At 48.4% G+C, this 14,073-nt stretch carries 11 protein-coding genes and 1 pseudogene; 6 read left to right on the top strand and 6 right to left on the bottom strand.

What is annotated here, in order from left to right; genetic code table 11:
* Positions 1-79 precede the first annotated feature (79 nt).
* The 3 genes from NDA01_RS21190 to treZ form a co-directional block, all read right to left on the bottom strand.
* Positions 80-823 carry a biliverdin-producing heme oxygenase gene (locus tag NDA01_RS21190; protein WP_348229513.1) on the bottom strand — a complete coding sequence of 248 codons (744 nt, stop codon included), beginning with the start codon at positions 821-823 and terminating at the stop codon, positions 80-82.
* Between the two features lie 478 nt (positions 824-1,301).
* Positions 1,302-4,091, bottom strand: coding sequence for a malto-oligosyltrehalose synthase (gene treY / locus NDA01_RS21185; protein WP_348229512.1), 2,790 nt, complete (start codon positions 4,089-4,091; stop codon positions 1,302-1,304).
* Positions 4,092-4,196: 105 nt separating this feature from the next.
* Positions 4,197-6,014: a malto-oligosyltrehalose trehalohydrolase gene (gene treZ / locus NDA01_RS21180; RefSeq protein WP_348229511.1), complete on the bottom strand. Its 1,818-nt coding sequence runs from the start codon at positions 6,012-6,014 to the stop codon at positions 4,197-4,199.
* A 318-nt stretch (positions 6,015-6,332) separates the two neighbouring features.
* Here treZ and NDA01_RS21175 point away from each other — a divergent pair, with 318 nt between their 5' ends.
* The 3 genes from NDA01_RS21175 (at position 6,333) to NDA01_RS21165 (ending at position 8,589) form a co-directional block, all read left to right on the top strand.
* Complete coding sequence (locus tag NDA01_RS21175; RefSeq protein WP_348229510.1) at positions 6,333-7,499, top strand: pyridoxal phosphate-dependent aminotransferase; 1,167 nt, start codon at positions 6,333-6,335, stop codon at positions 7,497-7,499.
* Between the two features lie 165 nt (positions 7,500-7,664).
* Positions 7,665-8,108 carry a secondary thiamine-phosphate synthase enzyme YjbQ gene (locus NDA01_RS21170; RefSeq protein ID WP_190553368.1) on the top strand — a complete coding sequence of 148 codons (444 nt, stop codon included), beginning with the start codon at positions 7,665-7,667 and terminating at the stop codon, positions 8,106-8,108.
* A gap of 205 nt (positions 8,109-8,313) precedes the next feature.
* Positions 8,314-8,589, top strand: coding sequence for a GlsB/YeaQ/YmgE family stress response membrane protein (locus tag NDA01_RS21165; RefSeq protein ID WP_190440964.1), 276 nt, complete (start codon positions 8,314-8,316; stop codon positions 8,587-8,589).
* Positions 8,590-8,893: 304 nt separating this feature from the next.
* Here the strand turns inward: NDA01_RS21165 and gyrB are convergent, their stop codons facing one another.
* Entirely contained in the window at positions 8,894-10,834 is a 1,941-nt protein-coding gene (gene gyrB / locus NDA01_RS21160; RefSeq protein WP_348229509.1) for a DNA topoisomerase (ATP-hydrolyzing) subunit B, read from the bottom strand.
* 119 nt (positions 10,835-10,953) lie between these two features.
* On the opposite strand from gyrB, the gene miaA reads away from it, so the two are divergent.
* The 3 genes from miaA to NDA01_RS21145 all read left to right on the top strand — a co-directional run bounded on the left by miaA (position 10,954) and on the right by NDA01_RS21145 (position 13,801).
* Positions 10,954-11,913, top strand: coding sequence for a tRNA (adenosine(37)-N6)-dimethylallyltransferase MiaA (miaA, locus tag NDA01_RS21155; RefSeq protein ID WP_348229508.1), 960 nt, complete (start codon positions 10,954-10,956; stop codon positions 11,911-11,913).
* A gap of 238 nt (positions 11,914-12,151) precedes the next feature.
* Positions 12,152-12,817, top strand: coding sequence for a DUF1294 domain-containing protein (locus tag NDA01_RS21150; protein ID WP_348229507.1), 666 nt, complete (start codon positions 12,152-12,154; stop codon positions 12,815-12,817).
* A 207-nt stretch (positions 12,818-13,024) separates the two neighbouring features.
* On the top strand, positions 13,025-13,801 hold the full coding sequence (locus NDA01_RS21145; protein ID WP_190440972.1) for a carbonic anhydrase: 777 nt from the start codon (positions 13,025-13,027) through the stop codon (positions 13,799-13,801).
* A 36-nt stretch (positions 13,802-13,837) separates the two neighbouring features.
* Here the strand turns inward: NDA01_RS21145 and NDA01_RS21140 are convergent, their stop codons facing one another.
* Both NDA01_RS21140 and NDA01_RS21135 read right to left on the bottom strand, forming a co-directional pair.
* Entirely contained in the window at positions 13,838-13,999 is a 162-nt protein-coding gene (locus NDA01_RS21140) for a hypothetical protein (protein ID WP_348229506.1), read from the bottom strand.
* Positions 13,977-14,073 (bottom strand): annotated as a pseudogene (locus NDA01_RS21135) (IS5/IS1182 family transposase); the annotation flags it as partial. The gene NDA01_RS21140 and the pseudogene NDA01_RS21135, both read right to left, overlap by 23 nt.

Below are 14,073 nucleotides of genomic sequence, written 5' to 3'. Positions count from 1 at the left end.
CAAGTTCGCTCACCAGGGAGACTAAATTTTAGATAGAGGATAGTTCCTCAAAGTTAGCTAACTTTCTAGCTCAGCTAGCTTATTCAGCAGTCGCCATTTCGGTGCTGCCACGACCGCGACGACGAGTCAACGTGTTGAACAGCATCACACCGATCGCCTTGATCAGGTTACCTTCTAGCTCATTGAACAACTTCATGTTCATGCCGAAAGCTGCATTGGCTTCCTCAACAATCCGATCCGCAGTCGCCTCATCCACGGGCAACTCATTCATCGCTTGACGGTAGGTGTTTTTGAACGCTTTCTCGTCCGCAATATCTTCGAATTCGTAGAACGCAGTACCATTGCTCTCAAGATTCATGGCACGTTGAGCAATGCCCTTGAGGATCTGACCACCCGAGAGGTCGCCAAGGTAACGGGTGTAAGAATGCGCCGCTAGCAACTCAGGCTCGGTAGCCGCAATCTCATGAATTCGCTGCACATAGGCTTGAGCCGCAGCCGAAGGAGCCACTTCCTCGCGCCAGTTAGGACCGTAGTAGTAGTAAAGATCCGTCTCCAGACTGACCTTACGGCTCAGTTGAGGAAAGTAAAATTTCGAAACAATAGGGTGGTGCTGGAGCCGATCCATCTCTTCTTCGATCGCAGAATAAACGAAGTAGAGGTTAGCGACTAGCTTCCGGTAAGAGTTTTGCTCAACTACTCCCTTCAAAAAGCACTTCACAAAGCCGACATTCTCGGCCATAGTATGGGCTTTTTTAGTACCCTCACGGAGTTTTGTTGCTAAATTACCGTTGCCCTCTAAATTGGTAGCGACAGTACTGGTCATACTAAATGTCCTGCTAAACTTCCCAACACTAAAGTTGCTTGCTGGAATGGCAATCCTTACGAAAAACTAAAAAGCCACCTAAATCGTTACAGTAAAACGATTTGATGAGAATTTGTGTTAAATATTCTGAAGCTCTATTGAGCCAGAAGCACCAAAAGCCCCAGCAAGCCAACATTCATCCGAATTCAACCCATTACATCACAGGTTTTACTTACATTTATTAATAAATGTAAGCAGCCTGAACCATTGCTACATATCCTTTCAGGCAGAACGGCAGGGAAGTAGAAGGGATGAAATAGGAAGGGTGAAGGATGAAAAGGGAAGAGATAGAAGCCAAAAATTAAAGGCCAAAAACTAGAAGCCAGAATCCAAAGACCCGAAACACTTACATTCAAGTTCGTTTGGAAGAGGTCTGAGGGACGGTTGCGTCCCCCAGCGGGCGTTTGGGGGCAGGTGCCCCCAAGCTCTTGGTTCTGTTCTAACCAAACAACAAAGCTACAGGAAAATGCTGTAAAGCCTCCCCAACCAGTATCCTTCCCTCAGCTTGCAGCGATTGTGCCGTAATCGCATTGTGCCAAGAAGTAGGAGCACCTTGAGGCAGCTCAATGGCCGTATCCTCCCATACTTGTTGAGTTAGAGGATACTCCCCAGGTTGAATCACACTCGTGAGGAACCGAGGCGCGATCGCGATCGCTGTTTCATTTCCCTGCCTTCTCGCAAAAGCAATGATATGGTCTTGCAACTTACCAGTCACTTGGAGTGGCAAATAGTCGCCATCCTGAAATAGGTCACTATGTTTAGCTCTAGCTTGCAGCCCTTGGAAAGTCAAAAACAGCTTAATTCTGCCATCTTCCTTCGTCTCTAACAGTTCAGTAATCAGCTCTGGAATATTGTTCGCGATCTTCTGTTTCAGATCATCTAAACAAGCCTGACGCTGCTCAAAATCTACAGGCCGACGGTTATCAGGGTCCACCAAACTCAATTCCCAAAACTCAGTGCCTTGGTATATGTCAGGGATACCAGGAGAAGTCAGCTTCAGTAGCGTTTGTGATAGAGAGTTAAACATGCCATAGTAGGCCACTCGCTCTTGGAAAGGACGCAACTCCTTCAGGAACGGGTTATCTCCACCAGGTTGCAAGACTGATTCCACAAACTGAGCAAAGGCATCTTCGTAGGCTGCATCCGGTCTGAGCCAAGCCGTATGTACCTTCGCCTCCCGTACGCCCTTAATCACATAATCCTTAACTCGCCCGACGAACTGCTCAAACTCACCATCCTGAAAAGGAAACGCCCCAACCACGGTTTGGTAAAAGAAGTATTCATCATTCTCATCAGGCATGATTTCGCGCTGCCGACGCACCTTCTGAGAGCGATTAATTTGGCTCCAAGTGCTGACTTGCTGCTCCCACTCATCTGGGATTTCGGAAAGGACATTGAGCCGAGCCCGGACATCTTCCCCACGCTTAGTGTCATGAGTCGCAGTGGCGCTCATAGCGTAAGGCCAATCGGTCTGCCGTTTGTGATTGAACTCATGGAAAGCGTCAAGAGATAACCCAAAGTGGCTAGGGTCACCGCCGACTTCATTGAGGGATAGCAAGCGGTTGTAAACATAGAGGGTAGTGTCCTCGACCCCCTTAGCCATCAGAGGTCCGGTGTACTGCTGCAATCGCATGACGAAATAGAGCCAGTAGTCTCTCTCGGCTTGAGTGAGAGAGTCTTCATATTCTAGGAGCAGCAGTTTCTCAATGAAGTTCAGCTCATTTTGGAGCAGAGGCACCCGTTCTTTAGCGCGATCAATTACTTCTGTGATGTAGGCGCGATCGCGCTCAGGTAAGCCTTCCTGCGTGATGTAGGTGCGGTAAATCGGGAAGATGGTCAACACTTCCGCCAACGCCCGCTTCAAACCATTGATCGTAAAATCGTTGCCGTAGCGATACTTACTAGATATGTTTTTGAGCAAATAAGTTAGGTTCTCAATATCCCCAGCTAAATTCTTCTCCAGAATTAGCCGTTTATTTTGATTTACCAACTCACCATAGCCAGCTCTAGTACGAGTTAGTTTCGTATAGATCTCATCAAATCGCTGCTCATTATCAACTCGACAGAAGATGCCATTGACATAGTTCAAGTAGTCATAGCCAGAAGTGCCCTCAATCGGCCAATTACTGGGTAAATCTTCTCCTGCTTCTAAGATTTTTTCCACAGTGATATAAGTATCACCTATTTTTTCGCGCAGACGCTCTAAATACTGGATTGGATTATAAAGACCATCAATATGATCAATTCTTAATCCAGTAAATTTACCCGATTCTACTAACTTGAAAATAAGGTTATGAGTATTGTTAAAAACCTTCAGTTCTTCGACTTTAACGGAAATTAATTCATTGACGGTAAAGAAACGACGGTAATTAATTTCTTCCGCCCCTACTTTCCAAAAGGAAAGCCGAAAGAACTGGTCAGACAGTAGACTATCTAGTAGGTTAAAGCTCTCTGAATTGCCTGCTTCTCCATTAAAGGTTTGAATATTTTGTTCAATAAAAGCTTTGACTTCTTCATTACTGGTGTATAACTCCCAAAGTAATCCTTTGACAAAAGCAATTTGGTCTTGTCGTTGCTTCCCAGTCACTTCTGAAGGAACGCTCTTGACTAAGTAAAGAATGCCAAGCAATTTAACGAAATCAGGATTATGCCTACCTAAAGTTCTAGCTAGCTGCCCTAAATTTTGAGTCAGGAATTGTGCATAAGACTCTAATTTAAGCGGTAACTTCAGGCTGTAATAATTAACACTCAGTCCTGTTTCATCGTAGTCAAGTTGAATCTGCCCATTCTCTAAGCAACGTCCATAAAAATCACCTAACAAAGGTGCAAGAATCCGATCCTCACTATTGGCAAAGGGAGCATTCCAAGCGATATCAAAATACTCGACATAGTCAGAACTAGGACCATTTTCCAGCACGTCCATCAGGTACTGGTTTTCGCTGTCATAGGCCATGTGGTTGGGCACAATGTCTTGCAACCAACCCATCTGATGAGATTGCAATTCCTGCACCAGAGATTCAAAAGCATCAGGGGTTCCTAGCTCTGGATTCAGTTGGCTGGGATCAACCACATCATAGCCGTGAGTGCTACCAGCCCTAGCCTTGAAAATAGGAGAAGCATACAGGTCAGAAATACCCAAATGAGCGAGGTAGGAAGCAATCTTTTGAGCATCCTCAAAACCGAAGGCGGAGTTGAACTGGATGCGATATGTAGCGCGAGGAATCCTCATAGGAAAGTTTTGGCTCCTGAGTCAGGGGGAATGAGGGAGAAGTGGGGGAGAAGTGAAAGAGGAGGGATGAAGGATAAAAATGCAAAAGCAGGAGAGGCAGTTACATCAGGCGATCGCTTGGTAAACCACACAATTCCACGGTTGCAATGTCACGGATTGCTGAGGTGCTAAAGCATCGGAGGAAGAGGCAGCAGAGCCTTGCCATTTTGAATCGGCTGAGTCGAGGATTTTGTGCCACTCAGCAGTTGGGATATCTGGTTGGCAAGTAATAGGCTGGTCGCTGAAGTTCATTAAGATCGCAATTTGCTCAGTTTCGCTCCAGCGCCGTAGCACGATCAAGGTTTCAGTACTGGTGGCACTGAGGCGATCGCGGCTGAGCTGAGTCAGGGCAGGAATGGTTTTCCGCAGTTGGATCAAATGTTTGTACCAATCCAACATGGTTTTGTTTTTGCCTTCGTGGCGCTTTTCCCAGTTCAGCTTGCACTTGTTAAAGGTTTCCGGAGCTTCTGGGTCGTCGGGTTCGCCTTCGCAGTGGAAAGCGGCAAATTCCTGCTTACGGCCTTCCCGTACCGCTTTGATCAAATCAGGATCGGAGTGGCTGACGAAGTAAACAAAAGGCGCTGGTTCGTCATATTCCTCGCCCATAAACAGCAACGGAATGTAAGGAGATAGTAGAACCGCAGCCGCCGTCAGTTTAGCCGCTTCGTAGGGGATCATATGGGAGAGCCGCTCACCCAACATGCGGTTGCCAATCTGGTCGTGGTTTTGGCTGCAAATTACGAACTGAGAGCAGGGGCGATCGGTGACGACATTGCCATGAAAGCGGTGGCGATGGGGTGAGTACTTCCAGTCGTAGACGAAGGTATCACTATAAGCTTTAGCTAGTTGCTCGCATTCACCATAGTCTTGGTAATAGCCTTGGCGATCGTTGCTCACTAGGGCATGGAGAGCATGGTGAAAGTCATCACTCCACTGAGCATCTAGACCATATCCTCCCTGCGCCACCGAACGAATCACACGGGGATCATTAAGATCACTTTCGGCAATCAGATATAGCTCGCGACCCACTTGCTCGGATAGAGTTGCCACATTCTCGCCTAGTTCTTGGAGAAAGTGCTTGGCACCAAGGTCGTAGATGGCATGGACAGCATCTAGGCGCAAGGCATCAATGTGGTAATCTCGCAGCCAATACAGGGTATTTTCAATGAAGTAATTGCGAACTCCAGGGCTATAAGCATCATCGAAATTAATGGCGCTGCCCCAGGGGGTCCGGTAGGTGTTCGTAAAGTAAGGACCGAAGTGGCTGAGGTAGTTACCTTCCGGGCCAAAGTGGTTGTAAACCACGTCCAGCACGACCGCCAACCCTTGCTGATGGCAGGCATCGACTAGTTTTTTTAAGCCTTCTGGTCCACCGTAAGAGTCTTGGACGGCAAAAGGATAAACTCCGTCGTACCCCCAGTTGCGATCGCCTGGGAACTGTGCCACTGGCATGATTTCGATCGCGTTGATCCCCAGATCTTTCAAATCGGGCAATCGGGAGATGGCGGCTTCAAACGTGCCTTCCTGGGTAAAGGTGCCAACATGCAATTCGTAGAGAATCATTGCCTCTAAGGGGACACCGCTCCAGTTGCGATCGCTCCAATTAAACTGGGGATCAACAACTTGCGAAGGACCATGTACACCTTGCGGTTGTAAATTTGAAGCAGGATCAGGGCGAGTTTCGCCGTCATTTAATTGGTACTGGTAAAGAGTGCCTGGCTGCACGTCAGAGACTACTACACGCCAATACCCACTCTCCTGTTGCTCCATCGCAATTTGCTGTTGATTAGGAGCCAGTAGTTGCAAGGAGACTGTAGCAGCAGTAGGTGCCCACAAGATAAATTCACATTGACCATTTCCTAAATATTGCGCCCCAAGTCTCACGCTCAATGTCCTCCCTGAAAACGTAAAAAACTAGCGCACTGCTGATTAGAGCTGTGCGATCGCAGATGAATAAAAACATGAATAAAGCCGGTTCAACTAGGAATTGTGCTGGGAGGGAAACTATTGAGGCTAGTGCCGAAAGAGAGATCTTCTAGTTGTGATGGTTGCCACTTTGGAGACGAGAACCAAAGACTTGGAAGCACCTGTCCAAACCCCTGCTGAGGCACGATTGCATCCCCTAGACCCCTGCAAAAGGTTTTTAAGAGACAATTGAAGCCAGCGATCGCACCATATTTGCTCATATCCGCTCATATTCGCATGGAAAATTTGATCTCTCGTATGCAGGCAGTCCAGTCTCCCATCATTCCGATCGTGGGGGAACTGATTCGTCAATATCCTGGCACGATTTCCTTAGGGCAAGGAGTGGTTTACTATGGGCCTCCACCGGAAGCGATCGCGCAGATATCTCAGTTTCTAGCTGACCCAACGAATCATTTATATAAAGCAAACGAAGGAATTCCACCGTTACTAGAGGCGATCGCGGGTAAGCTTTGCACCTTTAATCGCATTGAGATCAACGAGCAAAACGCTGTGGTAGTGACAGCAGGCAGCAATATGGCCTTTATGCACGCCCTTCTCGCCATTACTTCCGTAGGCGATGAAGTCATTCTGCAAACGCCCTACTACTTCAACCACGACATGGCAATTACGATCGCTGGGTGCCGCCCTGTCTTTGTACCCACCGATGAGAATTACCAGTTACGTCCAGAAGCGATCGCTCAAGCGATTACCGGACGCACTCGTGCAGTCGTCACCATTTCCCCCAACAATCCCACAGGTGTCGTGTACCCCAAAGCGGCTTTACAAGCAGTAAATCAGCTCTGTCGCGATCGCGGTATTTATCACATCAGCGACGAAGCTTACGAATACTTCACCTACGACGGTGTGCCGCACATCTCTCCAGGTTCCTTCGCAGGCAGCGATCCCCACACTATTTCTCTCTTCAGCCTCTCTAAGGCTTATGGCTTTGCCAGTTGGCGCATCGGCTACATGGTGATCCCAGCATCACTTTCCGTAGCTGTGAAAAAGGTGCAGGACACCATTCTGATTTGTCCCCCCGTCATCTCCCAGTACGCTGCTGTCGGAGCCTTACAGACAGGAATTGCCTACTGCCAAGAGCATTTGCACGCGATCGCCGAAGTCCGCCACCTAGTTCTCAGCGAACTCCAGCATTTGGATCACCTGTGTACCGTTGCACCGACAGAAGGAGCCTTCTACTGCTTCCTCAAAGTCCATACAGACCTACCAGCAATGCAATTAATCGAACGCCTCATTCGCGAACATCGAGTAGCCGTCCTACCAGGAGACACCTTCGGCATGACAGAAGGATGTTACCTCCGCATAGGTTATGGAGCCTTGCAAAAAGAGACAGCCACCGCAGGGATCGAGCGGCTAGTAAAAGGTTTGCAAAGCATTTTGTCCTAAGCTGCCTCTATAGCTACCTCTATAAATGTCTCAACACCTAGAGCAAAACTGAGCAACCCAAGGTTACCGCTGGAGGAGGTCTGGAGGACGCAAATCCTTCAGCGGGGGTTTGGGGGTGAGTGCCCCCAAGAGTCTTCCACAAAACAGTTAAACCCGATCAGAAAAATGCCAATCGTCCACAAACTAATCGAAATAAAAACCAGCCAAGGCATCAATATCCACAACATTACCCCACAAATCGAAACAGTACTTGCTACAAGTTCCATTCAAAACGGGCAGGTACTCGTGTTCTCCCGCCACACCACCACCGCTTTAGCCATCAACGAACACGAAGAACGACTCCTGCAAGACATCAAAAAATATCTTGAAAAACTAGCACCCGAAAGCGATCGCTACTTACATAATGATCTGCACCTCAGACCCAACATTCCCGAAGACGAACCCATGAACGCTCACTCCCACCTCATGGCAATAACCCTAAGCACGAGTGAAGTAATTCCAGTGATCAACGGCGAACTAGCTTTAGGAACTTACCAATCAATACTATTGTTCGAGTTAGACGGTCCTCGCGATCGCACAGTCTTATGCCAGATCTCTGGCGAAGCCTAAATATTCTTCAATCCACTCTATGTATGGGTAGAGCTTAAAAAATTTAAGACTATTACTCAAGCATGAAGGGGTTTCCCCCTTCCGGTAGTGCCTCCAACCCTGGGTAACTCGCTAATCTATATACATTAAAGAACGCGCATCGCGAAATTTAGAACACTTTGTGCGGTTGTTGAATATTTAGTTTATTGATTCTGAGGAAATAACAATGAATATTTTGGCTTGGATCGTATTAGGTTTGATTGCAGGTGCTATTGCAAAAGCTATCTACCCTGGTCGTCAAGGTGGCGGTATTCTTGGCACCATGCTGTTAGGAATTATCGGTGCTTTCCTGGGTGGAACCCTCTACAGCTTCTTGACCACAGGCACGTTAGCCTTGGGTGCGGCTGGCCTAAGCATTGGCGGTATCCTCGTTTCCGTCTTGGGTGCAATCGTCGCTCTGTTCATCTACTACGCTGTTACCAGCCGTCGTAGTGTTCACTAAGCTGTAAAGCTTCAAACGAAATAATTTTTTTCAACCCTTCCTAAGCAAAAAGCCTCTGTGTTTAACAGAGGCTTTTTGTTGTCTAGAGGCTTATAAGAAATGTAGCTTCTATCGACTTAAAGCACGGTAGAAGCTACAAGAGAATGAACATTAATAGCTTGGAACCTTTAGGTTCTCTTACAAGTTAGACCATTTGAGTCAGACTGTTCGTCCGTCGTTGGTTAAGTCAATCCCTCTAACTAATGATTAGGGGTAGTCCAATGAGTTGCCTCTCCAGCTCTACCAAAAGATAACCAATACTTACCTAGATATCTAAGTCGATCAGGTTGAGCTTTGGCCCATAGGTCTCGATAAATTCCCGACGAGGTGCCACGCGATCGCCCATCAGAACCGTAAAGATCCGGTCAGCTTCAGCCGCATCTTCGATCTCCACGCGCTTCAAGGTACGGCTTTCTGGGTTCATCGTGGTTTCCCAAAGTTGGGTCGGCATCATTTCACCCAAACCCTTAAACCGCTGGATCGTGTAATTAGCATTCGCGGGAAACTCATGCTGTACTAGGTTAGTCATCTCGCGATCGCTATAGCAGTAGTAGTGGCTACGACCCCGTTCCACTTTGTAGAGGGGAGGGCAAGCAATATAGATGAACCCTTGCTCCACGAGCGATCGCTGATAGCGGTAGAAGAAGGTGAGCAACAGCGTCCGGATGTGTGCACCATCTACGTCCGCGTCCGTCATGATTACGATGCGGTGGTAGCGCAGTTGAGAAGAATCAAATTCTTCGCCCTTAATTCCCAGACCCAGCGCCGTAATTAATGCTTGAATCTCAGTGTTCTTGTAGATCTTGGCATCATCGGTTTTCTCAATGTTGAGAATCTTGCCTCGCAACGGCAGAATCGCTTGGAAACGGCGATCGCGTCCCTGCTTTGCAGAACCACCCGCAGAGTCCCCTTCCACAATAAAGATTTCCGATTCGCTAGGATCACGAGAACTACAATCCGCTAGCTTACCGGGAAGCGTCGAGGACTCTAGCACCGACTTCCGCCGCACGAGTTCCCTAGCCCGACGAGCCGCTTCCGCAGCGTTAAACGCCTGAATTGCCTTCTCTAAAATGCTGTCCGTAACCCCCGGACGGAACTCTAGATACTCAGTCAGGACTTCTCCGACCAGAGAGTCCACAATTCCTCGGACTTCTGTGTTGCCTAGCTTAGTTTTGGTTTGGCCCTCAAACTCTGGGTCTGGCACTTTAACAGAAATTACAGCGGTTAGACCTTCCCGGATGTTCTCACCTGCCAGGTTGGGGTCATTATCCTTCAGCTTGTTACGCTTACGCGCCAAGTTGTTTAGCGTGCGAGTCAGCACCGCCTTGAGACCTTCGAGGTGAGTTCCGCCGTCAATGGTGCGAATATTGTTCGCAAAGCCTAGCAAGCTGTCGGTATAAGCATCGGTACACCATTGCAGAGAAACCTCTACCTGCACATTGTTGCGTTCGCCTTGCACGTAGATAATCTCTTCATGCAGCGGTTGCTTGTCCCGGTTCATGTAGCTGATGTATTCCCGGATGCCGCCTTCATAGAAGTAGGTTTCAGAGCGAGGCTCGTCGCCTTTAACTAGTTCTAAGCGATAGTCCGTGAACGTAATTTCTACGCCTGCATTCAGGTAGGCTAGTTCCCGAAGCCGACTGGAGAGTGTCGTGTAGTCAAACTCAATGCCAGTCGTAAAGATGGTCTCATCTGGCCTAAAGCTAACCATTGTTCCGGTACGAGCTTCAGATGTAGGCTTGACAGTCAATTCTGTCATTGCCACGCCACGCTCAAAGCGCTGCGTGTGAACCTTCTTGTCTCGCCGAACTACCACCTCTACCCACTCGGACAAGGCATTCACTACTGAAATGCCCACCCCGTGTAAGCCGCCAGAGACCTTATAGCCACCACCACCAAACTTACCGCCTGCGTGCAGTACGGTCATGACCGTCTCTAAAGCCGACTTGCCCGTGCGGGGGTGAACATCGGTCGGAATGCCTCGGCCATCGTCTTCTACAGTGACTGAGCCGTCAGCATTAATATCAATCCGGATGTGCTTACAGTAACCTGCCAGCGCTTCATCAACAGAATTATCAACGACCTCGTAAACTAAATGATGGAGTCCTCGCGGTCCCGTACTGCCGATATACATACCCGGTCGTTTACGGACTGGCTCAAGACCCTCAAGGACTTGAATCTGATCGGCACCGTAATTGCTTGTCATGAATGAAGCGCTCCAATAATTAGGTCTGAAGCTCGATCAAGCCTCAAGACACCAAAATCTATCAAAATTATAGCACAAAAGGGTTATAAGCGATTTTAGAGGCGTTTCCAGCGAGCTTTATGGTAGGGATGGATCAAAAGGCGATACAGGTACCTAGTTTGGTTGTGATTTGTGGCCCTACTGCCTCAGGTAAATCGGGGCTGGCGATCGCCCTAGCCCAACGCCTAGAATCCGCAGCCATCCTCAGTGCTGACTCCCGCCAAGTCTACCGGGAATTCGACATTGGCACCGCCAAACCCACCATAGCTGAGCAACAACAAATTCCCCACTATTTAATAGACATTTGTGCCCCAACTGAAACCTTAACCCTGGCAGACTACCAGGAACAGGCCCAGGGCTTGATTGCTCAGTTTCACAGATTTCTTCCTATCCCTTTTCTTGTCGGTGGCACCGGACTATACATTCGCTCCGTGGTGCAAGGGTTGATTATTCCTCGCGTACCACCGCAACCGGAATTGCGATTGCAGCTTCAGGGGTTGGGTCAGCGCCAGATCTACAGCTTCCTACAGCAAGTTGATCCTGCTTCAGCAGCCCGAATTCACGCCAATGACCAAGTACGGACTTTGCGGGCGCTAGAAGTGTTCTACACCACAGGCCGAGCTATATCCGCCCAACAGGGTGAAAATCCGCCCAGTTACCCGATCTTGCAGATTGGGCTAGATGCCGAGGGCGATCGCCTGACTCGGCGGATTGAGCAGCGTACTGATCAAATGGTCGCCGTTGGCTTTGTCGATGAGGTGGCAACCTTGTGCAATAAATACGGCCCTGACCTACCTTTGCTCAATACTCTGGGCTACCAAGAGATCAAGCAGTATTTGGCAGGAGAAATCTCACTTTCAGCAGCGCGAGATTTAACGGTGTTGCATACTCGACAGTTTGCCAAGCGCCAACGCACCTGGTTTCACGCTGACCCCACCATTACCTGGTTCGATTCTGATGCCCCTGATTTAGTAGAACAGGTTTGGCAGCGAGTGCAGCAATTCTGGGAGAGATCAGCAACCACGATCGCTGCTCCATAGCCTTGTCAGCCCAGCCAAAACTATCAACTTTACAGTTCAATTGTACTAAATATTCTCAACTTAAGCCAAGCCAAAACGTAGCGGGTGTTAGGCGCAGCCGTAACGCATGAGTTTTAAAGATTTGGTGCGTGGCCCAAGATTCACGCATCTTACCTCTCTTATGTCTGGAGTTTTAAGGTGGCGATCGCACCTAAAATGATGGGCACATTACAAGCAGTTATACATTTGCTGCTAATTAATGAAACCCGTTTTGCGTAAAGGTCAGTTAGTGACATGGAAGGATGATCGAGGCTTTGGCTTCATCCAAGCAAGTGATAGTGACAAGCAGGTTTTCCTACATATCACTGCCTTGAAAGACCCCAGCCACCGACCTCAAGTAGGGGATGTCATTTACTATCAGCTCAGCGTTGAGCAAGACGGAAAAGCACGCGCTTCAAACGCTTCCATTCAAGGAGCGGTTCCCAAGCAAGCACCCCACTCTCCATCTTCTGTGACCCAAACAGGAGCGAGATCACAACCTAGAGCCTGGTCTGCACAATCTACTGTAGCAGCGTTGCTTTTAGCTTTACTACCTAGCGTAGGAGCAGTTCATTTTGCCTTAACAACTGCTAATGTCATTCCTCTCATTCTTTATCCTGTGATGAGCGTAGTCACGTTCTGCCTGTATGCTACGGATAAAGCTCGGGCGCAGCAGAAACAGTGGAGAGTACCAGAAAAGACGCTGCACCTCTGTGAGCTGCTGGGTGGATGGTTAGGAGGCTTTGTGGCTCAACAAAAATTACGCCATAAAACCAGAAAAACTTCCTATCAAGTTGTATTTTGGCTAATCGCTGCCCTTCATATCGCTTTTTGGCTATATTGGTTTTTCTTTGGAAAAAGTCTGATTAATCTGTTTAGTCAATAGGGGTGTTTTTCATTTGTGTAGCGCTTCCACCGCAGAGAATGCCTCTACAGAAGGTTCGGTAGCAGCCGAGCGATCGCCTCACCACTACTCTCTGGCTAAAGCTGCTCAGCGTCTAATTCACTAAAGCCTTTCATTAGGAACATTAATCAGAGTTGAGGCAGAAACCAACTAAAATTAATTACCTATGATGGGAATCGAGCCGCCTTTATGAAGAAATTGATCAAAGGTCTGCGGGAGTTTCAGGCCGGATATTTCAGCCAACACCAAGACCTGTTTGAACAACTCGCGCATGGTCAGAAACCGAGAGTGCTGTTTATCGCTTGCTCCGATTCCCGGATTGACCCCAACTTGATTACCCAAGCCCAGCTCGGGGAGCTGTTTGTTATCCGCAATGCGGGTAACTTAATTCCTCCCTTTGGGGCCGCGAATGGTGGAGAGGGCGCAGCCGTAGAATATGCAATTCACGCTTTGGGAATCGAGCAGGTAATTGTGTGTGGTCACTCGCACTGCGGAGCTATGAAAGGCTTACTCAAGCTCAGCAGCTTAGAAGAAGAGATGCCCCTGGTATACGAATGGCTCAAGCATGCTGAAGCCACTCGCCGTCTGCTCAGAGAGCATTACAGCGATCGCGAAGGGGAAGAACTTTTAGAATCGGCGATCGCGGAAAACGTGATTACCCAACTAGAAAACCTGAAAACCTACCCAGTGATCCACTCTAAACTCCACGAAGGCAAGCTGGCCCTCCACGGGTGGGTTTACAGCATCGAAACTGGAGAAGTTTTGTCTTACGATCCGGAGGAACACGAATTTCTGCCTCCTCACAGCAAAATTTCGTCGAGAACTTGGCCCAACTTTGCGGTTACCGAATCAAAGCCTGCGCCTCCAGAGCCCAAGCCTAGTCGTAATTTCCCAGAAGATGAATTGTCTGCTTATAGCTGGTTACCCCGCGAGCAAGCGCACCGGATTTATCGCGGCTCCTATTAATCGCTGAATGCAATCGCTGATTAAGGCAACCGCTGATTAATGGATTGCCTGCCAAAAAGTCATTAAATCGCGCTGCTCCCACAACATCAGCCCCCCAGCGATCGCCATATTCGCCATCACTAATTGATGGAATTGGCGATCGCTAATTTTTTGGAGAATAGACCTCCTGCATGAATCAAGAGGGATGTGCCAGTTCATAGTTGAGCAAGCCAGCAATCAAGTTCAAGCGTAAGCCAAACCGCTCTCTCCGGTTGCGATACCGCCCTGAAAAG

It is taken from the genome of Trichocoleus desertorum AS-A10, from assembly GCF_039962155.1.
Lineage (GTDB): Bacteria > Cyanobacteriota > Cyanobacteriia > FACHB-46 > FACHB-46 > Trichocoleus.
This window is presented reverse-complemented; position numbering and strand designations above follow the sequence as displayed.

Coding starts and splice junctions, on each gene's coding strand:
- NDA01_RS21150 (WP_348229507.1), top strand. CDS start 12,152: ATGAAACCCGTTTTGCGTAAAGGTCAGTTAGTGACATGGAAGGATGAT.
- NDA01_RS21190 (WP_348229513.1), bottom strand. CDS start 823: ATGACCAGTACTGTCGCTACCAATTTAGAGGGCAACGGTAATTTAGCA.
- treY (WP_348229512.1), bottom strand. CDS start 4,091: ATGAGGATTCCTCGCGCTACATATCGCATCCAGTTCAACTCCGCCTTC.
- NDA01_RS21170 (WP_190553368.1), top strand. CDS start 7,665: ATGCCAATCGTCCACAAACTAATCGAAATAAAAACCAGCCAAGGCATC.
- NDA01_RS21165 (WP_190440964.1), top strand. CDS start 8,314: ATGAATATTTTGGCTTGGATCGTATTAGGTTTGATTGCAGGTGCTATT.
- NDA01_RS21175 (WP_348229510.1), top strand. CDS start 6,333: ATGGAAAATTTGATCTCTCGTATGCAGGCAGTCCAGTCTCCCATCATT.
- NDA01_RS21145 (WP_190440972.1), top strand. CDS start 13,025: ATGAAGAAATTGATCAAAGGTCTGCGGGAGTTTCAGGCCGGATATTTC.
- NDA01_RS21140 (WP_348229506.1), bottom strand. CDS start 13,999: ATGAACTGGCACATCCCTCTTGATTCATGCAGGAGGTCTATTCTCCAA.
- gyrB (WP_348229509.1), bottom strand. CDS start 10,834: ATGACAAGCAATTACGGTGCCGATCAGATTCAAGTCCTTGAGGGTCTT.
- miaA (WP_348229508.1), top strand. CDS start 10,954: ATGGTAGGGATGGATCAAAAGGCGATACAGGTACCTAGTTTGGTTGTG.